Genomic DNA, 18,293 nt, shown 5'->3' on the forward strand with positions numbered 1-18,293 from the left:
ATGCCGATGAGCACTGATTCCAACGAGTACGACCTCGCCGTCGTCGGCGCCGGCGTGATCGGTCTCGGCGCCGCGCTCGCGGCGAGGGAACGCGGCCTGCGGGTGATCGTGCTCGAGCGCGCGGCGGCGATCGTGGGCGCGAGCGTGCGCAACTTCGGGCACGTCGGCGTCACCGGCCAATCGGGGCGCGCCCACGACCTCGCCCGGGAGACACGCCGCCGCTGGCTGCGGTTGGCCGAGCGCGTCGCTCTTCCGGTGCGCGCCGAGGGCGCCACGCTGGTCGCCCGTGGAGACGACGAGATGGAGCTTCTGGATGCCTTCGCCGACCGGCGCGGTGACGGTATCCGCGTTCTCGGACGCCGAGAGGCGCTGGCCGAGGCGCCGGTGTCCGAGCACGGTGTCGTCGGCGGCGCGCGGCTCGTGGAGGATCTGCAGCTCGATCCCCGCACCGCGGCCGTGCACCTCGCGGAGGCGCTCGCCGGAGACGGGGTGCGCATCGAGTACGGATGCGCGGTATCGGCCGTCGAGCCGGGCCTCGTGCGCACGTCGCGCGGCGAGGTCCGGGCGAAGGCGGTCGTCGTGGCGGTCAACGCCGATGTCGACCAGTTCTTCCCCGCCGCAGCGGCGGATGCCGGCATCCGACGCTGTCGCCTGGAGATGCTCGCACTGGACGGCGCGCACCGGCCCCGCCTCGAGCGCCCGTTGTTGACCGGCACGGCTCTGCTGCGCTACTCCGGGTTCCGCGACCTGCCCGGGGCCAAGGCGCTGCGCGCGCGTTACCAGCGGGACTGGCCCGAGGCCTTCGAGTTCGACATCAACCTCATGGCCACCCAGCGCGCGGACGGCACGCTCATCCTGGGCGACACGCACGCCCGCGGCGACGTCGCCTCCCCGTTCCAGCAGGAGGCCGCCTTCGACGCCCTGCTCGACGCTGCCCGAGGACTGTTCGGCGGACCGCCGATGCGCGTGCTGCAGCGCTGGCAGGGCGTGTACGCCGCGGCCGAGGAGGAGTTCTTCGTGCATGCTCCTGCGGACGGCGTGCGCGCCGTCTCGGTCACCACCGGAATCGGCATGACGTGCGGCCTGGGGCTGGCGGCATCCGTCGTCGATGGACTGTTCGGCGAGCGAGAAGGCTCGTCGTGAGAAGAGAAGAGAGACAATGAACGCACCTGCCCTCGTCGTGATGGACCTTGCCGGCACGACCGTGAAGGATGACGGCGTCGTGGAGGACGCCTTCGCCGTCGCCTATGCGGAGACCACGGTCATGCACGGCTACGGCGATGTGGAGGCCGTGCGCGCCTACGCCCGCGAGACGATGGGGCAGTCGAAGATCGACGTGTTCCGGGTGCTTGCCGGCGACGGGGCGGAGGAGGCGAACGCCGCGTTCGAACGCGCCTACGATCGCTTGATCGCCGAAGGCGCGTGCACCGCGATCCCCGGCGCCGAGGACACCATCCGAGTGCTGAAGGACGCCGGGATCCCCGTCGTGCTCACCACAGGCTTCTCCGAGCCGACGAAGAACGCGCTGCTGGACTCCCTCGGCTGGCAGGAGCTGCCGACCCTGTCGCTGAGTCCGGCGCATCCCGTGCGCGGTCGCCCGGCCCCGGATCTCAATCTCGTCGCCGTCATCCGCACCGCGACGCGCGCAGTCGCCGATATCGCCGTCGTCGGCGACACCGTCAGCGACATGCAGGCCGGGGTGCGTGCCGGCGCGGGGCGCGTGGTCGGCGTGCTCACCGGCGCGCACGACGAGGCGGCGCTGCGCGAGGCCGGGGCGACGGATGTGATAGCCTCCGTCGCGGGGCTGCCGGAACTGCTCGGCCTCAGCCCTGCCAGTCGATGAGCGCGAGGTTCTGCCGCACGTCGGCGAGCATCACCCAGCCGTCACCGAAGAAGTAGGTCATGCCGTAGCCGTCGTCGTCCACGACGAAGGCGAAGCTCGGATTCTCGGTGATGTAGACGCCGTCGGGTGCGTTCTCGCGCAGCCAGCCCTCGCCGACGAGGTAGCTCTGCGCGGAGCGCGCGGTCTCGGCGGTGATCGACGCCCAGCCGAAGAACTGGCCGTGGTCGCTGGCGACCTCGTAGTCGGACCAGGAGCAGATGACGCCCTCATCGAGGAGGATCTCGCCGATGCGGAACTCGTCTTCGAGGTGCGTCCACCCGTCGGCGATCATGCGATCGCGGGTGCCCTCGTACAGCATCTCGTCGCAGGTGGGCGCGCGGAGCGCCTGCGGCTCCTCGTCGTCCGGCTCGGGCTCCGGCTCCGGTTCGGGCTCGGGCTCCGGCGATAAGAGGGGAGCCTCCGCGCTCGGCGTCGGCTCGGGCTCCTCGCCCGGGAGGCTGTGCAGGAGGCGAGGCCGAGCGCCGCGATCAGCGTTGCAGCGGCAAGGGCGAGGCGGGCGGAGGAGTCATAAGTCCTTCGTCGGGGAGGGGCGGCGGATGTCAGGGCGAGGCCGGGTGCAGAAGGCGCAGGAAGTCGTCGTGGAGCACCCCATTGCTGGCAAGTGTCGAGCGGGCGGCGATCGTCTCGTCGCCGTCGAAGGAGGTCATCCGGCCGCCGGCCTCCTCGACGATCGGGACGACGGCGGCGATGTCGTACTCCTTGACGCCGAACTCGGCGACCATCTCGATCCGGCCCTCGGCGAGCAGCATGTACGAGTACACGTCGCCGTAGGCCCGGTCGCGCCACGTGCGGGCGGCGAGCGCGAGCAGTTCCTCCTGCTTGCCGGCCTCCACCCACTGGGTGATGCTCTGGAAGCTCACCGCCGCGTCGTCGAGCGTCGAGACATCGGATGCCGCGAGCCGCTTCTCGCCGGCATCCGTCGCCGTCCATGCGCCCAGGCCCGGGCCGCCCACCAGCGCCGGCTGAGCGCCGGCATGCTCACGACGCCCACCTGCGGCACGCCGTCGACCGCGAGCGCGATGAGCGTGCCCCACAGCGGGATGCCGCGCAGGAAATTGGCGGTGCCGTCGATGGGGTCGACGATCCACTGGCGGGCCGTGTCGCCCTCGGTGCCGAACTCCTCGCCGAGGATGCCGTCTCCGGGGCGTTCGGCGGCGATGAGCTCGCGGATGGCCCTCTCGGTGGCGAGGTCGGCATCGGTGACGTGCGAGTGATCGGCCTTCGTGGAGATCTCGAGATCGGCGGCGTCGAAGCGCGCGAGCGACTGCGCGTCGGCGGCGTCCGCGAGGCGGAGAGCGAAGTCGAGATCGGCCTGGAACGCGGAGGAAACGGGGGAGTCTGGCACGGCTCAAGGATAACCGGCCGCCCTCGGCCTCGATTTCACACGAGGCCGATCGAGATGGTAACGTTGTCCCTCGGTCGGCAATGGTTCGGCCATGCACCTCTAGCTCAATCGGCAGAGCAACTGACTCTTAATCAGTGGGTTCAGGGTTCAAGTCCCTGGGGGTGCACCGATAAGCCTCGGAGAACTCTCGCCAGTTTCTTCGGGGCTTTTTCGTTTCCGTATCAGGGAGGTGTTCGCGAGGGCCGTCGGCGAGTTCGGGTGAATGAACCAACAGTGCGAGAGATCCTGTGCGAGGACGACGACGGGAGAGGGGCGGCCTGAAGCGAAGATGTGAGTATCGCTCGAACTGAGGAGATGCCATGAACGACTACGAGTTGACGGTATGGGCTTTTGCCCGGCAGTCGGCGCTCGCTCGAATCGTGCTCCTCGCCAATCACATGATGATCGCCGTCAGAGACATCAGCCTCGGGGAGCCCGATGAGGATGCTCTGGGTTCGGTCTCACTGCGGATTGCTTGCGACGGCTCAAGGACGTTGGCGAGGTTTGCGAATCGAATCGAACGCCTCGTCGATGTCTATCAGGTCGAATCGGGACCCTCGATGCGAAAGATGGCACAGAGCGCGCGAGACTCACTCGGGCGGAAGGGCTTCTGCCGAGTGGAGCGACAGCACCGTGCGTGAGCGGGAATGCGATGTGGTCCTGGCAGGGGGAAGGGTCATCGATCCGGAAACGGGGTGGGACGGGATTGCACATGTGGGTATTACCGGCTCACAGATCACCGATTTTGCTACTGGGCAGGTGCCGCATGCAAGGACCATCATCGATGTCTCCGGCAGGGTGGTCGCACCGGGCTGGATTGACGTTCACAGTCACGCTCAGACGGTGATGGGCGCTAGGCTTCAGGCGCGAGACGGCGTTACTACCGCACTCGACCTGGAAGGCGGTGTGTCGAACGTCGCTGCCTGCTACGAGCGTGCATCGGCCGAAGGTCGCCCGATCCATTTCGGATTCTCGGCATCCTGGCAGCAGGCGAGGATGATCGAGGTGGCGTCGTTTGAACTTCCCGGCGAATTGGACCACGCTCTCGCTCACTTCGGTGACATGCAGTGGCAGCGTTCGGCGTCAAAAAAGCTGCAGCATCGGCTCTACTCGCGACTCGAGCGGGATCTTGAGGAAGGAGCCTTGGGCATAGGGCTGCTCGTCGGATACGCGCCAGGAGTCGACCCGCAAGAATTGCTCGATGTGAGTCGCATCGCCGCGCAATCCCAGACGGCGACGTACACACACGCACGGGACCTCGTCGAGTTCAAACCGGACATCGTGATCGACGGCGCGGAAGAGATCGTGCGTGCCGCGCAAGAGACGGGCGTGCAGTCTCATTATTGTCACATCCACAGCACGTCGCTGTGGCATGTGGAGCGCGTCCACAACCTTCTGGAACGCGCCGGAACATCGATCTCGACAGAGGCCTACCCCTACGGTGCAGCATCGACTGCCATCAGTGCGAGCTTCCTGGCACCCGAGAGGCTTGCGGAGCGGCGTCTGCACCCTCGTTCGATCTTGCTTACGCCATCTGGTCGCATCCTGCAGAGCGTTGACGAACTGCGAGAACTGCGCCGCGACGATCCTGGCGCTATCGTGGTCGTTCATTATCTCGACGAAGAGGTACCGGCGGACGCTGAAGTGCTTCTTCGAGCGCTCACGTACCCTGGTGCAGTAGTCGGTTCCGATGCTATGCCGCTCGGGTCAAGGGGGAGCGGGCAAGACCCATACGAGTGGCCACCGCCGGCGAATACTGCAGTTCACCCTCGGAACGCGGGTACATTTTCGCGATTCATCCGCCGGTACGTTCGCGAGTTGGCGAGCTTCACGCTGCTCGATGCCGTGGAGAAGTGCACTTTGCTGCCCGCGAAGATGCTTGAGTCATTCACCCCGGTCATGGCCTCGAAAGGTCGCGTGCAGGTCGGATGCGATGCGGACCTGGTCGTTTTCGACTTCGATCGGCTCACCGATCGCGCAACATATCGCCGCGGAGCCGAGCCGTCTACCGGGTATGAGTACGTCTTCGTCGCCGGTGAAATCGTCGTGAAGCATGACGAACTGATCATCGACGCCTTCCCCGGGAAACCGATACGATCGCGCACAGCATAGAGGCGCACGTTCATGCTTTGGCACGAATCGTAATGCGGTGTTCGGTGGAAAGCACGAAGAAGCGCACGATTTAGGTGCGTAGTGTGACAGCAACCACTGGAGGTCGCCACATGTCGGAAGCAGTTGATCTGGGGCTTACTGCCGTCGTGAATCTGGATGGGCGTGCTGTAGATTCGGCGATCTCGACGAATAGTCTCCAAGCAACGCATACTCGGAGGAGTATCGCCGCCGCGAGTACTCTCGCCCGGACTGAGCGGCACGCGAGCAGGGAAAGGTCTTGATGAGGGAGTTATCAGCGGTTCGGACGCCGGGCGAATTCGCGCTTGATGTTCGAGATCTCACCGTGCGGATCGATCGTCACGGCAAGAGTGTCGAACCAGTCACCCAGGTATCCCTTCACGTGCGTGCGGGGGAGACCTTGGGGATCGTCGGCGAATCTGGATCCGGCAAGTCCATGACAGGTCTGGCGATCATGGGCATGCTTCCTCAGGGTGGATCCATCATCGACGGGTCTGTTCGTCTGGGCGAGACCGAACTCGTCGGGCTGGATGAGTCGGCATATCGACGCTTGCGTGGAAACGATGTCGCGATGGTTTTCCAGGACAGCATGACCTCACTCAACCCGACTCGCACGATCGGAGATCAGATCGCCGAACCCGTACGGATTCACCGCGGAGTCAGCAGGCGTGAGGCTATCGATCGAGCCGCTGAAGTACTTCAGCTGGTCGGCATTCCCCGTTCGCGAGAACGTCTCCACGACTATCCGCACCAGCTGTCTGGAGGCATGCGCCAGCGTGTGATGATCGCTATGGCCCTTGCATGCGAACCGAAGGTCATCATCGCTGACGAGCCGACTACAGCCCTGGACGTCACCATTCAGGCTCAGGTCCTCGCGCTACTCGACGAGTTGAAGTCCAAGCTCGGCATGGCGATGATCCTGATCACCCATGACATGGGTGTAATCGCGGGGAGGGCAGATCGAGTGAACGTGATGTATGCCGGAAGGATCGCAGAGAACGCCGAGACGGCCGACCTCTTCGCCCACACCCAGCATCCCTATACCCGTGACCTGCTGGCCTCCATTCCGCTCTTGGAACAGGACCGCGACAAGCCCCTCTACTCGATCAAGGGCTTGCCTCCCGATCTCGCACATGTCCCGCAGGGGTGCAGGTACGCAAGTCGATGCGCTTTGGCGACGGACAAGTGTCGGCTGGAGGAACCATCTCTGCGGGGTGATGACCCGGCACACACGTTCGCCTGTTGGCATCCCGTCGACGGACGTCCGGCAGAAGTTTCCGTCACGTTATCCTCGCGCCCACCTCAAGAGCCGCTGCGAGACGATGCCACTCATCGACTAAGAATCACCGACCTCGCCAAGACTTATCCTGCGTCGACGCGCGGTTCGCGAAGGGGAGGCAGCGTTCTACACGCGGTATCAGGCGTGACTTTGGGGATTCTACAGGGGGAGACGTACGGGCTCGTGGAGAGTCCGGATGCGGTAAGTCCACACTTGGCCGGATGATCGTCGGACTGGAAGAACCCAGCGCGGGTCATGTCGCCCTCGACGGAGTCGTGCTCCGAGGACGTCGCCGAGACAAGACCCAGCGCCGTGACCTGCAGATGATGTTTCAGGATCCATTCGCCTCTTTGGACCCACGGATGAGAGTGTCCTCGCTATTGCGCGAGCCTCTGCGCATTGCTGGCGAGTTGGGCGCACCGGCGCAACGGGCGAGAGTTCGCGAGCTGCTTGACCAGGTAGGTCTCTCCAGCTCCGTGCTTGAGAAGCTTCCGGGGAGATGTCAGGTGGGCAGCGGCAGAGGATCGGTCTGGCGCGAGCTCTGGCTACGATGCCGCGGGTCCTCGTCGCCGATGAACCGGTCAGCGCTCTCGATGTTTCAATACGTTCCCAGGTGCTCAACCTGATGAAGGGTTTTCAGGCCGAGTTCGGGCTGACGTCCCTGGTGATCTCACATGATCTGGCTGTCGTGAAGTATCTCGCTGATCGTATAGGTGTCATGTATCTCGGCAAGCTCGTTGAAGAGGGGCGAGGTGAGGATATCTATCGCCGCCCCGCTCACCCCTACACGGCCGGGCTCATCGCGGCGATACCGGAGCCTGATCCCACTCTCGAACGCTCGAAGTCGATACGAGGTGTGGTGGGGGAGCTGCCCAGCGCCGTCGACCCTCCGTCCGGTTGTCGATTCCGCACGCGGTGCCCCATTGCCCGAGAGGTGTGCGCGACCGTGGAGCCGACCCTTACGAGACTGAGCGGATCGCATCGAGTGGCATGCCACTTTCCACTGGTGCTGCCTGGATCGGCGGTTGCGCGAGAGCATGCGCCGGCGGGTCTGACGACCTTAGTGCCGGAGGATGAATCCGATGCGATTCACTCGTTCAAAAAGACAAGCACGCCGATGGTATCTCGTTGCGAAAATGATCGCACCGGGCGGTGAAAGGGTTCTGGAGATCGCTTACGTCATCGCTCGAAGCCAAGGGTTGGAGAGGTCAATGTACAGCAGCAAGAGAATGGTGCGCAGCGTGGGACTAGCCGCGGTCGCGCTCATGCTCGGTTCAGCGTTGGTTGCGTGCACCAGCGGAGCGTCGGAGCAGCCGGTGGGTGAGACCTTCGGTGAATTCGGTTCTGTGCCGGAGCAGTCGATGAACCGGGTCGAGGGGGTGAGGTCAGTGTCGCCCTGTTGCCGGGACGTTCACCGAACTACATCTTTCCGATCATTCCGGGGGCATCCAACGGACTTATGGTCGCTCCTGGACTGATGCACCGCCCCTCTACTGGTTCTCGGGAGGTGAGTACAACGCCGATGCCAGTCTCGCGGCGTTGCCCGAATACAGCGAGGACCGAAAGACGGTGACCTTCGTCATCAACGATGCATTCACCTGGTCAGACGGCGAGCCTGTCGTGGGCGACGATGTGGTGTTCAACATCGAACTGATCAAGGCGGCCATCGCCGAGAACGCGTCCAACTGGAGCTACTACACGCCCGGGCAGTTTCCGGACGACCTCGTGAGCGCGACGGCCTCGGGTAACACTGTCACGCTGGAGCTGGAGAATGCATACAACCCGAGCTACTTCACGCAGAGGGTCTTGCGGAACCTGGTGCCGTTGCCCTCTACGTCATGGAACAAGAGCTCGGATGATGGCCCCGCACTCGACTTCACCGATCCGGAGAACGCCCGGGCGATCTACGCCTACCTGAACGGTGCTTCGCAGGTGCAGGAGACGTTCGCTACCAATCCGCTCTGGCAGGTAGTGAACGGCCCGTTCAGGATCAGCTCGTTCGACCCCGCCACCGGTTCGCACACGCTCGTGCCGAACGAGCATTACACAGGACCGAACGCGGCTGCGGTGGATACCCTCAGCTTCAAGGCGTTCACCTCTGCGGATGCCATCCTGAACCAGCTACGCGGAGGAGAGCTCACTGTTGCGTTGCTGGACCCGTCGCAGGTGGGACAGCTGCCGGAGCTGGAACGAGCCGGATACCACTACTACGGCCTGCCGTCGAACGGTCAGGTGAACTCGCTGTTCCTGAACTTCAAGAACACTACGAACAACTTCGACAAACTCGTGGGACAGCACTACTTCCGAGAAGTCCTGCAGCGACTTGTTGATCAACCCGGTTACATCGCCAGCCGGGGCATCTACAACGGAGCCGCAGCGGAGAACTACACGAGCACGTCTCCCAATTCTCCCTTCGCCGCGGCTTTCGGGCCTGATGCACCGTATCCGCACGACCTTGCCGTCGCACGGCAGATCCTCGAAGATCACGGGTGGGACGTGGTAGAGGGCGGAGTGACGACCTGTGTGAATCCCGGATCGGGCGAGGGCCAGTGCGGAGAAGGCATCGACGCTGGCCAAGACATCAGCTTCACACACTTCTATGCCAACAGCCCAGCGACAATCGAGGCCCGGAATCTTGCGTTCGTGTCGGAAGCCAAGAAGCTCGGGATCACGATCGAAGCCGCATCGCGGGCGACGTCCTTCATGTGGGACAACTTCGACAACAACTTCGCTCCTGACAACGTCAATCTCTGGGCGACGCAGGATGCCGGGCCGATCAACCTCGGGGACTATCCGTCTGCGGGCATTGTGTGGAGCACTGATGGCACATTCAACGGCGGGCACTACTCGAACGCGGAGCTGGATGCGTTGATGGAGGCGTCGGTGTTCGGAGACGATCCGACCGCTCTATCTCAGGAGGCGACGCTGTTGGGCGAGGATTTGCCCGTTATCTTCCTCCCGAACCCTACGAACATCGCCGTGTGGAAGTCCGAGCTCTCCGGTCCCCGCGAAGCATTCGCGCACCTCCCGCTCAGCGAGTTGCTTCCGGAGCTGTGGTACTTCACTGAGTAGTTGGCCACGCGAGGTCGGCGCAACCTCAAGGCGCCGACCTCGCACCGCCCGAGAAAAACGCAAGGATTCGAAACGATGGCTCGGTACATACTGCGAAGACTGCTGGTCTCGCTGGTCATCGTGCTGGGGTTGTCCATCGTCGTATTCCTGCTCCTGCACTTCATGGCGGGACCGCCGGGACGAACGGTCCTGGGTCCCCTGGCGTCGATCGAGGCGGTGGAGGACTTCAACGAAAAGGCCGGATTCAATCGTCCGCTGGTCATCCAGTACCTCTCGTACATGTCAGATCTGGTGAGGGGGATCTCGGATGGTCGTACTCGCTCAACCAGAGTGTCAATACCCTTCTTGCCCTCTACGCGGGACGAAGTTTCGTACTCACGCTGACGGCGCTCGGCGTCGCACTCGCCATCGCGATTCCGATGGGCATCTTCCAGGCCAGGCGACGCAACACCGTTGTCGACAATGCATTGACGGCGGTCACCTTTGTCCTGTACGCGGCTCCCCCATTCTTTGTGGCCATCCTGGTGATCGAGTTGTTTGCGATCCAGCTGGGCTGGTTCCCGGCGCAGGCCTCTCAAACCGGTTCGGCATTCGCCGTCTTCACTGATCCGCGTGCGATGGTCTTGCCGGTGCTCACGTTGTCAACCACGTACTTCGTCGTATTCGTCAGGTACCAGCGGTCAGCGGCACTTGACCAATTGGGTCAGGACTACATCAGGGTAGCGCGGGCAAAGGGCGTGTCCGAAGGCGGCATCGTTCGCAGACACCTTCTGCGCAACTCGAGCCTGCCGATCATCACGTTGCTGGGGCTCTCCGTGCCTGGATTGCTTGCTGGTGCGCTCATCATCGAAACAGTCTTCAACTATCCCGGCCTCGGCCTGTTGTTCATTAACAGCCTGCAGCGCGAAGACTATCCGGTACTCCTCGCATACGCGCTTATCGGCGGCGTCTTGACTGTTCTGGGAAACCTTCTGGCGGACATCGCGATCGGCGTCGCCGATCCAAGGGTCACTCTGCGATGAACGCGCAGACGAGAGAAGGTGCGATATGAACTTCGAGGCTAGACCAGGCGATAACCCGGGGTATCGCCCGACGATTCGGTCAGCGACAGCGCTCGCCGATTTCCCCTGGGCCGTGCGCTCGTCAGAAGCAGAATCGGCTTCCTGGGCCTTCTCCTGGCCCTCGCCGTTCTCGCCTTCTGCTTCCTGGGTCCACTACTGTACCCATCGAATCAATCTGACGTCGACATCGTCAACGCCTTCAGAGCCCCGTCCTCGCAACACTTGTTGGGTACAGATGCACAAGGCTTCGATGTGCTGGGCAGGTTGATGATCGGTGGCCAAACGTCACTTCAGATCGGACTTCTCGCGGCATTGATCGCCACAGTCATAGGCACGCTCTACGGTGCGATTGCGGGACTGGCCGGTGGAGTGGTCGATGCGGTGATGATGCGCATCGTTGACGTACTGATGTCGATCCCCTTCCTGTTCGTGGTGCTCATTCTTGCGACCAAGTTCAGTACGTCGATGCTCACCCTTGCGCTCATCCTCGGCGTGTTCTCATGGCTGGTGCCTGCACGGCTCGTGCGTGGCGAGGTGTTGACACTGCGCGTGCGCGACTATGTTCTTGCCTCGCGGGCGATGGGCGCCAGCAGCCCCGGATCATCCTCACGCACCTGATTCCGAACGCGCTCGGGGTGGTCGTCGTCAACGTCACCTTCCAAGTCGCCGATGCCATCCTTGCCGCAGCGGCATTGGGTTTCCTCGGCTTCGGCCTCAGCTACCCCGACACCGATTGGGGCAGCCAACTTTCCAGCGGTGTCACTTATCTGCTGTCCGGGTACTGGTGGTTGATCTATCCTGTGGGACTCTGCCTGGTCCTCGTCGTGCTGGCGTTCAATCTTCTGGGAGAGGCGCTGCGTGACACCGTCGACAGTCGTAGGGCTCAGTAGCCCGCCTGTGTGCCGTAAACACTCTGAAGGGAACGCAATATGCCATTAATCGACCTCTCCTCCTCGGCGCTTATCGTGATCGATGCGCAGCACTGCTTCTACGGCGCCGATCGGCATGACGTTGATCGCGAGCGGCTCTCGGAGGTCATCACGCGTGTGGCCTGGGTCGGAGGCGTCGGCCGAGCGCTGGACGTGCCGACGATCATCACGGAGGAAGACGCCGCTCGCAACGGCGGCACCGACCCGCGAATCGTTGCGCAGTTGTCGCCGGGAACCCCGACGTTCGCCAAGCATGCGTTCTCTGCGGTCGACAACGCAGATATCATCGCGGCAATCGAGGCCACCGCAAAAGACACCGTGGTGCTGGTGGGGCTGGAGACCGACATCTGTGTGGCACAGACGGCCCTTCGCCTCCAAGACCACGGCAAACGCGTATTCGTGGTGCACGACGCGGTGTTCTCCCCGGGCCAGTCGCATGCAAACGGACTTGCTCGAATGGAACGGGCTGGTATCGAACTCGTTTCGGCGAAGGAGTTGCTCTACGACTGGGTGCGGACGCTGGAGAGGATTAGGGAGTTCTGCGGGGCGAACCCCGAGCTCAGCACGCCTCCTGGCTTTTCGCTCTGAGGCATCAGGTTCGTGCGCGACGAAGTGCGCGTCCGCCGAAATTGCCGGTGGGCTGGCCGTCGCGTAATGCGGCTGTGCCATTGACGAGCACGTGACGCATTCCCGTGGCGTACACCCCGGGATTCAGGTAAGTGGCGCGGTCGGAGAGCTCGTCCAACGCGAAGACCGCGAGATCCGCGTAGGCTCCCTCGCGAACGACGCCGCGACCTTCGAGACCGAGACTCGTCGCGGGAAGTGATGTCAGTCTGCGTACCGCCTCTTCAATGCTCACCCTTCGCTCATCGCGCGCATACCGGCTCAGCACGCGAGTGAATGCGCCAAAGGATCGAGGGTGCGCGGGGTGACCGGCCTCTACATCCTGAATGCTCGGGGCATCGGAGTCAGAACCAACGCTCACCCAGGGGCGCTCGAACGCGAGTCTGACGTTGTCTTCGTCGCCGAGGAAGTATGCGGCATCGGCATGAGGATCGGCGTTCACGACGGCCAGCAGAGCATCGACGGCGTCACGGACACCGAGGTGCTCGGCGATCGCTGTCAGCGTCAGCCCGCCTTCAAGGTCTAGTGCAGGCGTGCCGGTGAGCACGATGACCCCGTCGCCTCCGCCCGCGAGCGCGTAGAGATTCTCCCATTCTGGCGATTCCACTGCGATCGCCGTGCGAATCGCCTCACGGCCTGCCGAGGACGCAAGGTGCGACTGTAGAAGCTCCGGCGTCGCACGGAACGCGGGAGGAATCGCCGCGAGCAGTGCCGTTGCTCCCGCTGCGTACGGATAGACATTCGCGCTGATCCGCACTCCGTCGCCGCGCGCGCGTTCGATCCGATCGAGCACGGCGGCCATCTTATGCCAGTTGCGCTGACCCACCGCCTTGAGGTGATAGATCTCTGCCCGCGCACCCGTGCGCTGCGCCAGGGAGATCTGCTCCTCCACCGCCTCAAGGAGCCGGTCGCCCTCGCTACGCATATGCGAGATGTGCATGGCGTCGTGGGTGGCCAGCACCTCGGCGAAGGCGCAGAGTTCACTGGTGTCGGCGTAGCTTCCCGGCGGGTAGATCAGAGCAGAACCCACGCCAAGCGCACCGTCAGAAAGCTCGCGGTCCAGGAGGTCGCACGCCGCGGATAGTTCGCTCGGTGTCAGTGGTCTCGGATCCGGCCCGGCTACGGCCATCCGCAGATTGGCAGCGCCCACGAAGCTCGCCACGTTGAAGCCGACCCCTTGGTGCTCGAGATGCGTAAGAAACGAACGCAGACTCGGCCAGGAGCCGCGCAGTCCGGGGACACCGGCCGGTACGCCGGTCATGTCCTCCGGCGCCCGACCCACGACAGGTCCGAGCGAGATGCCTTCGCCGAACACCTCAGTCGTAACTCCCTGGTAGAGATCGGAGAGTCCGCGCGGGTCGCGCTGCAGGCCGAAGTACGCGTGGCTGAGCATGTTGATGAAGCCCGGCGACACGATGCAGCCGCTCGCGTCGAGCTCGATTGCGTTCCGATCGCCCCGTATGTCACCCACATCGGCGATCAGATCGTTCTCGATGAGGATGTCTGCGGGCTTCAGCGGCGCCCCGGTGCCGTCTGCGACCACGCCGCCGCGGATGATGAGCTTTTCTGTCACCGTGCCCTCCCCGATCGGTCTCACACTTCCACTCGCATGACGCTGCTCGTTCGTTCTGCTCAACGAAAGGGAGATGCGTGTATCGTAACGCCGCACGAGTGAAAGGATCGCGAGAGTGCGGAAGATGGAGCAATGATCGACGACACGGCCCCTGAGACGACCCTGGTCGCGGATGGGTTGTTGACGATGCGAATCCCCGAGCAGCCTGTGCTGTCACCGGACGGGGCGGTCATTGCGTTCGTCGTTCGTGAGATCGACGATGATGCCGATGAGTATCGACGACGGGTTCACGTCAGGTATGTATCGGAGTCTGCCTATATCGCGGTCACCGATGGTCCCACCGATTCGACTCCTATCTGGCGAGCGGACGGCGATGTCGGCTATCTACGTCAGGTGGCGGGGCGTACGCACCTTCTCACTCTCGATGTGGGTGCGTCACGCACGTCACGCCAGCTTGGTGTGCTTCCCATCGGGGCGCGTGCCCGCAGTGGAGACCAGACGGCCGGGGAGTCGCCTATGTCATAGGTGCTCCAGTCGGAGAGAAGCTGGTTGTCAGGGACCTGGTCTCTGGGCGCGAACGCGACGTCTACTCTGCCGAGCACGGCATCGTCGCCTTCGACTGGGCGGTTGATGGGTCACGCCTCGTTGCCGTATGCCCTCATGGCCCGCATCCGGAGGTGACGGATGTGACTGCAGCAGTCGTGATCGACGCGACAGCGGAAGTGCCGGCGTACGTCGCGGGTCCACGTGGAGGACACGTGTTCGACGCGCACTTCACCGACGATGGTCAGGGCCTGCAGTTGAGGGGGCGGCGCGACACCGAGATCGGGTTCGCAGACATCTACGTCGTCCCGGTGTCGGACGGCGGCACAGAGAACCGAGACGCAGAGGATGGGTTGCGTGCCCTCACGTCGACGCTCGACGGGAACCCCCTCGCCGTCGTGAACGCCGGCGAGGGACGAGTCGTCATCGGGGCACGGCACGGTGGGGCCGTCCACCCCGTGCTGCTTCACGAGCAGGATCCGCGTCCGCATCGTCTTGTCGACGACCCGAGAATCGATGTGGTCTCCCTGGGCCGAGTCAGTCCAGCCGGGCTGATGCCCGTGGTCTATCGCACCCCACACAGCTACGGAAGAATTGGCCTTGTCGATACACGACGTGGCGGCTTGTCTGACATCGACGAAGCGCCAGGCGATCTCGGCAAGACCGAGACGCTTTACGAACCGCGCATCTGGACCATGCGGGACGGCCACCGCGTTCACGGGTGGTTGTTGCACGCAGGTTGCGGGGCGAATCCGCGGCGCCTGCTCGTCGATGTTCACGTCGGACCCCATCAGGCATGGAGTGGGACCGCCGAAGAGGCATATGCGTATCACCGCACTCTGGTGGGGCAGGGGTGGACGATTCTGCTCGTGAACGCGCGCGGCAGCGACGGTTACGGTGAGGAATTCATGCGAGACGTGCGGGGCGCCTGGGGAGGTCCCGACGCGGAGGACGTTCTTGAGGTCGTTGATCAACTGATCGATGAGGGGGTGGTCGATCACGAACGGATCGCCGTGGGAGGCTATAGCTACGGGGGCTTCCTTGCATGTGAGCTTGTCTCGCGCAGCCAGCGATTCGCGGCAGCGGTCGCAGGGGCAGCGCCATGCGACCTCGTAGCTGCGCTCTCAAGCAACCCCGAAGGCCGGTGGGTCGCGCGGGCTGAGTTCGGTGTCAGCGTCGAAGACGATCCGGCCTTTTATGAGCGACTGTCTCCGCTGACCCGCGTCGAAGATGTGCGCACACCCACTCTGCTGTATGTCGGTGACGAAGACCTCGTCGCACCCCGTGCACCGATGGTGGAATGGGTGTCCAGACTCCAGGCGCGGGGCGTGCCGTCACGGTTAGACACGCTCCCGGGGGCCGATCACGATCTCATCTTCACGGGGCGGCCATCCCAGCGCAACGCCGTCAACACCGCGATCGTGGACTGGCTGAACCAGCATGTCGCAGGGGACAAGGTCGATGAAAGCCATTAGTGATATCGATTGGGGGGGCTGCTCGGCGAGATCGCGACGCGTCATGGCGTCCCAGGAGCGGTACTCGGAGTGACCCAGGTGAGCCCGTCATCAGACAGCGCTCCTGACGAAGCGCTCGCCGCGCATGGAGTACTGCACGTGGGCACGGGGGCGCCGGTCAGCACAGAGTCTCTGTTTCAGATCGGGTCGATCACGAAAGTGTGGACAGCAAGCCTCGTTATGCAGCTGGCCGACTCTGGTGCACTGGATCTCGACGCACCTGTGGTTGAGGTCGTCCCCAGTCTTGAGCTAAGCAGCTCTGCCCGCGCTGTGACGACGAGGCATCTGCTCTCCCACACCAGTGGACTTGAGGGCGATATTTTCACCGATACCGGCCGGGGCGATGATTGTGTGGCTCGATATGTTGAAGAGCTGCGCTCCGCGTCACAGATGTTCACCCGGGAACCGGATGGTCGTACTGCAATTCCGGGTTCGTGCTCGCCGGCTGGATCGTCGAACAGCTGAGCGGGAAGATCTGGGACGTGGCTGTGCGGGAACGCCTGGCGGAGCCGCTGGGTCTGCGCCGTACTGTGACGCTGCCAGAGGAAGCGATTCTGCATGATGTAGCCGTCGGACACGTCGGGGAACGGCAAGAAGACCTGCGCCCGGCTCCTATCTGGGCTCTTCCGCGTTCGATCGGCCCAGCGGGGCCATCGTCGCCAGCGTCGGAGACCTTCTGACCTTTGCGCGCATGCATCTTCGCGAGGGCGTGCACGCAGGGCTCCGAGTGCTCTCGGCTCAAGCCGTTCAATCGATGCAGACGCCGGTCGCGGACATGCCGCGGCTTGCGGAGTGGTCACAGTCTCATGGTCTCGGGTGGGTACGTGATGATCTGTACGAGCTGCCCGTCATCGGGCACGATGGTGCCACGATCGGGCAGACCGCCGCATTGCGTCTCGTACCGTCGCACGGGCTCGGGTTCGCCGTGATGTGCAACAGCGAGCACTCGCCGAGCTTCAGACAGGATGTCTTGCGAGAGGTGCTCGATGCTCTCGGCATGCCGTCGTGGCCACGGGACGGGTGGGAAGCGACGAAAGTTCCTGACCGAGCGATTGCGGGCCGATATGAGGCGACCGGGATGACCATTGACGTCCGCATCGAAGACGATCGCGCGCACTTGACGATGCGGTACGACGACTTCATCGCCCCCGGTCAGGTGAACGAGACGACATTCGAGTTGGTCGAGGGCGTCGATGGGCGCCTACGCATTCGTCGGGACCCCGATGAGCCGTGGCTGGACGTTGCATTCATGAGGTCGGCGGACGGTAAAGATGTGCTTTATTACCACGCCCGCGCTCATCTGCGCGTCACATGAAACAAGACAGTGGAGATCAGAGATGAACGATGTACGCGAACGAATCCAAGACGTATTCACGCAGGCGGGTGTCAGGGGTCGGCTGCACGCACGCCGGGTCGGACATGCGGAGTCTGTAGAGGTCGATGCGGACGACGGCGTCGTCCTGGCCTCGGTGTTCAAGATCGTTGTTGCGGTCGCCTTTGCCCGCGCCGTTGATGAGGGGGCTCTGGATCCGAAAGAGCGCGTGATAGTGCGTCAGCGTGCGGGGCGGGCGCAATCGGAACGGACGCGTGCCGGGACGATGTGGAGATGAGTCTTCGGGATCTCGCGCACTTCATGATGACGCTCAGCGACAACGCCGCGACCGACATCGTCATGGATCGAGTGGGAAGGGCAGCGATAGGCGCGGTGATCGACGACCTTGACCTCCACGCCACGCGAGTTGACGGCGACTGTGGTGACTTGTTCGACACGATTGCCGAGGACCTCGGCATCCCCCGGGATGCGCCGCTGGGAGTCCTCGAGGCGGCATGGGCCGAGCCGCCTTTGAGCAAGCTTCGCGCCATCGACCCGGAGCGCTCATTGAACCGCTCGACGCCGCGCGATATCACAACGCTGCTCAATGCCATCTGGACAGATGACGCAGCATCGCCGGCGGCATGTCAGTACGTGCGGGCGGTGATGGGGGAGCAGGTATGGTCTCAGCGGCTCGCATCGGGCTTCGAGAGTGCCGTTTCTGTGGCGGGCAAGACAGGGACGATTCCCACCGTGCGCAACGAGGTGGGTGTGGTGACCTTCCCCGACGGCGACTCCTACGCGGTTGCCGTGTTTCTCACTTCCGACACGATGATCGGGCGGGATGCGGCCGCGGATGCTGCTATCGGCCGCGCTGCGCAGATCGCCGTGGAGCATTTGCGCGCTGATCGGCACTCGCAGTGATACCTGCGCCGAACGCCGCTGATCTGCTTGCGCGGGCGGAAGAGC

At 63.7% G+C, this 18,293-nt stretch carries 19 protein-coding genes, 1 tRNA gene and 3 pseudogenes; 20 read left to right on the forward strand and 3 right to left on the reverse strand.

Going from position 1 to position 18,293, the window contains the following annotated elements:
• Nucleotides 1-6 precede the first annotated feature (6 nt).
• Together KAE78_RS12890 and KAE78_RS12895 are read left to right on the forward strand one after the other, a co-directional pair.
• Complete coding sequence (locus KAE78_RS12890) at nt 7-1,143, forward strand: TIGR03364 family FAD-dependent oxidoreductase (protein ID WP_223171107.1); 1,137 nt, start codon at nt 7-9, stop codon at nt 1,141-1,143.
• Nucleotides 1,144-1,159: 16 nt separating this feature from the next.
• Entirely contained in the window at nt 1,160-1,843 is a 684-nt protein-coding gene (locus KAE78_RS12895; protein ID WP_223171108.1) for an HAD family hydrolase, read from the forward strand.
• Here KAE78_RS12895 and KAE78_RS12900 read toward each other — a convergent pair.
• Together KAE78_RS12900 and KAE78_RS12905 are read right to left on the reverse strand one after the other, a co-directional pair.
• Nucleotides 1,824-2,201, reverse strand: coding sequence for a hypothetical protein (locus tag KAE78_RS12900; RefSeq protein WP_223171109.1), 378 nt, complete (start codon nt 2,199-2,201; stop codon nt 1,824-1,826). The genes KAE78_RS12895 and KAE78_RS12900 overlap by 20 nt on opposite strands.
• Before the next feature lie 241 nt (nt 2,202-2,442).
• A pseudogene (locus KAE78_RS12905) lies at nt 2,443-3,248 on the reverse strand (inositol monophosphatase family protein).
• A gap of 93 nt (nt 3,249-3,341) precedes the next feature.
• Between KAE78_RS12905 and KAE78_RS12910 the strand changes: the two are divergent.
• From KAE78_RS12910 to KAE78_RS12960, 11 genes and pseudogenes are all read left to right on the forward strand, one after another.
• Nucleotides 3,342-3,414: transfer RNA gene (locus KAE78_RS12910), tRNA-Lys, on the forward strand.
• 193 nt (nt 3,415-3,607) lie between these two features.
• Nucleotides 3,608-3,928, forward strand: coding sequence for a hypothetical protein (locus KAE78_RS12915; RefSeq protein WP_223172526.1), 321 nt, complete (start codon nt 3,608-3,610; stop codon nt 3,926-3,928).
• Complete coding sequence (locus tag KAE78_RS12920; protein ID WP_262927665.1) at nt 3,921-5,399, forward strand: amidohydrolase family protein; 1,479 nt, start codon at nt 3,921-3,923, stop codon at nt 5,397-5,399. Before KAE78_RS12915 ends, KAE78_RS12920 begins: the two co-directional genes overlap by 8 nt.
• Before the next feature lie 280 nt (nt 5,400-5,679).
• Entirely contained in the window at nt 5,680-6,921 is a 1,242-nt protein-coding gene (locus KAE78_RS12925) for an ABC transporter ATP-binding protein (protein WP_223171111.1), read from the forward strand.
• Nucleotides 6,918-7,109 (forward strand): annotated as a pseudogene (locus KAE78_RS19900) (hypothetical protein); the annotation flags it as partial. The gene KAE78_RS12925 and the pseudogene KAE78_RS19900, both read left to right, overlap by 4 nt.
• A gap of 137 nt (nt 7,110-7,246) precedes the next feature.
• Entirely contained in the window at nt 7,247-7,852 is a 606-nt protein-coding gene (locus KAE78_RS12935; RefSeq protein WP_262927666.1) for an ABC transporter ATP-binding protein, read from the forward strand.
• Between the two features lie 383 nt (nt 7,853-8,235).
• Nucleotides 8,236-9,768: an ABC transporter substrate-binding protein gene (locus tag KAE78_RS12940; protein WP_223171112.1), complete on the forward strand. Its 1,533-nt coding sequence runs from the start codon at nt 8,236-8,238 to the stop codon at nt 9,766-9,768.
• Between the two features lie 75 nt (nt 9,769-9,843).
• Nucleotides 9,844-10,152, forward strand: coding sequence for a hypothetical protein (locus tag KAE78_RS12945; protein ID WP_223171113.1), 309 nt, complete (start codon nt 9,844-9,846; stop codon nt 10,150-10,152).
• 35 nt (nt 10,153-10,187) lie between these two features.
• Nucleotides 10,188-10,790: an ABC transporter permease gene (locus KAE78_RS12950; protein WP_223171114.1), complete on the forward strand. Its 603-nt coding sequence runs from the start codon at nt 10,188-10,190 to the stop codon at nt 10,788-10,790.
• Nucleotides 10,791-11,216: 426 nt separating this feature from the next.
• Nucleotides 11,217-11,719: pseudogene (locus KAE78_RS12955) on the forward strand (ABC transporter permease).
• Between the two features lie 39 nt (nt 11,720-11,758).
• Complete coding sequence (locus KAE78_RS12960; protein ID WP_223171115.1) at nt 11,759-12,346, forward strand: isochorismatase family protein; 588 nt, start codon at nt 11,759-11,761, stop codon at nt 12,344-12,346.
• A gap of 4 nt (nt 12,347-12,350) precedes the next feature.
• Here KAE78_RS12960 and KAE78_RS12965 read toward each other — a convergent pair whose 3' ends face one another.
• The gene (locus tag KAE78_RS12965; protein WP_223171116.1) at nt 12,351-13,955 is read right to left on the reverse strand and encodes an N-acyl-D-amino-acid deacylase family protein; all 1,605 of its coding nucleotides are present in this window, start codon (nt 13,953-13,955) and stop codon (nt 12,351-12,353) included.
• 132 nt (nt 13,956-14,087) lie between these two features.
• Here KAE78_RS12965 and KAE78_RS12970 point away from each other — a divergent pair, with 132 nt between their 5' ends.
• From KAE78_RS12970 to KAE78_RS12985, 7 genes are all read left to right on the forward strand, one after another.
• Nucleotides 14,088-14,480, forward strand: coding sequence for a hypothetical protein (locus tag KAE78_RS12970; protein WP_223171117.1), 393 nt, complete (start codon nt 14,088-14,090; stop codon nt 14,478-14,480).
• A 233-nt stretch (nt 14,481-14,713) separates the two neighbouring features.
• Nucleotides 14,714-15,973, forward strand: coding sequence for an alpha/beta hydrolase family protein (locus KAE78_RS12975; RefSeq protein ID WP_223171118.1), 1,260 nt, complete (start codon nt 14,714-14,716; stop codon nt 15,971-15,973).
• A 69-nt stretch (nt 15,974-16,042) separates the two neighbouring features.
• Complete coding sequence (locus tag KAE78_RS17930; protein WP_262927667.1) at nt 16,043-16,477, forward strand: serine hydrolase domain-containing protein; 435 nt, start codon at nt 16,043-16,045, stop codon at nt 16,475-16,477.
• On the forward strand, nt 16,447-16,692 hold the full coding sequence (locus KAE78_RS19905) for a hypothetical protein (RefSeq protein WP_411155948.1): 246 nt from the start codon (nt 16,447-16,449) through the stop codon (nt 16,690-16,692). The genes KAE78_RS17930 and KAE78_RS19905 overlap by 31 nt, the downstream gene beginning before the upstream one ends.
• Entirely contained in the window at nt 16,665-17,327 is a 663-nt protein-coding gene (locus KAE78_RS12980) for a serine hydrolase domain-containing protein (protein ID WP_411156026.1), read from the forward strand. Before KAE78_RS19905 ends, KAE78_RS12980 begins: the two co-directional genes overlap by 28 nt.
• A 22-nt stretch (nt 17,328-17,349) precedes the next feature.
• Nucleotides 17,350-17,622, forward strand: coding sequence for a serine hydrolase (locus KAE78_RS19910; protein WP_262927668.1), 273 nt, complete (start codon nt 17,350-17,352; stop codon nt 17,620-17,622).
• Entirely contained in the window at nt 17,619-18,248 is a 630-nt protein-coding gene (locus tag KAE78_RS12985) for a serine hydrolase (protein ID WP_262927669.1), read from the forward strand. The genes KAE78_RS19910 and KAE78_RS12985 overlap by 4 nt, the downstream gene beginning before the upstream one ends.
• The last annotated feature ends 45 nt before the right edge of the window (nt 18,249-18,293 follow it).

Origin of the sequence: Microbacterium sp. NIBRBAC000506063 (genome assembly GCF_017968845.1) — a bacterium.
In the GTDB taxonomy this organism is placed as follows: domain Bacteria; phylum Actinomycetota; class Actinomycetes; order Actinomycetales; family Microbacteriaceae; genus Microbacterium.

Excerpts from the sequence above, each read along its gene's own strand:
- KAE78_RS12890 (WP_223171107.1), top strand. The coding sequence starts at position 7 with ATGAGCACTGATTCCAACGAGTACGACCTCGCCGTCGTCGGCGCCGGC.
- KAE78_RS12895 (WP_223171108.1), top strand. The coding sequence starts at position 1,160 with ATGAACGCACCTGCCCTCGTCGTGATGGACCTTGCCGGCACGACCGTG.
- KAE78_RS12900 (WP_223171109.1), bottom strand. The coding sequence starts at position 2,201 with ATGCTGTACGAGGGCACCCGCGATCGCATGATCGCCGACGGGTGGACG.
- KAE78_RS12915 (WP_223172526.1), top strand. The coding sequence starts at position 3,608 with ATGAACGACTACGAGTTGACGGTATGGGCTTTTGCCCGGCAGTCGGCG.
- KAE78_RS12925 (WP_223171111.1), top strand. The coding sequence starts at position 5,680 with ATGAGGGAGTTATCAGCGGTTCGGACGCCGGGCGAATTCGCGCTTGAT.
- KAE78_RS12935 (WP_262927666.1), top strand. The coding sequence starts at position 7,247 with ATGCCGCGGGTCCTCGTCGCCGATGAACCGGTCAGCGCTCTCGATGTT.
- KAE78_RS12945 (WP_223171113.1), top strand. The coding sequence starts at position 9,844 with ATGGCTCGGTACATACTGCGAAGACTGCTGGTCTCGCTGGTCATCGTG.
- KAE78_RS12950 (WP_223171114.1), top strand. The coding sequence starts at position 10,188 with ATGGGCATCTTCCAGGCCAGGCGACGCAACACCGTTGTCGACAATGCA.
- KAE78_RS12960 (WP_223171115.1), top strand. The coding sequence starts at position 11,759 with ATGCCATTAATCGACCTCTCCTCCTCGGCGCTTATCGTGATCGATGCG.
- KAE78_RS12970 (WP_223171117.1), top strand. The coding sequence starts at position 14,088 with ATGATCGACGACACGGCCCCTGAGACGACCCTGGTCGCGGATGGGTTG.
- KAE78_RS19910 (WP_262927668.1), top strand. The coding sequence starts at position 17,350 with ATGAACGATGTACGCGAACGAATCCAAGACGTATTCACGCAGGCGGGT.
- KAE78_RS12985 (WP_262927669.1), top strand. The coding sequence starts at position 17,619 with ATGAGTCTTCGGGATCTCGCGCACTTCATGATGACGCTCAGCGACAAC.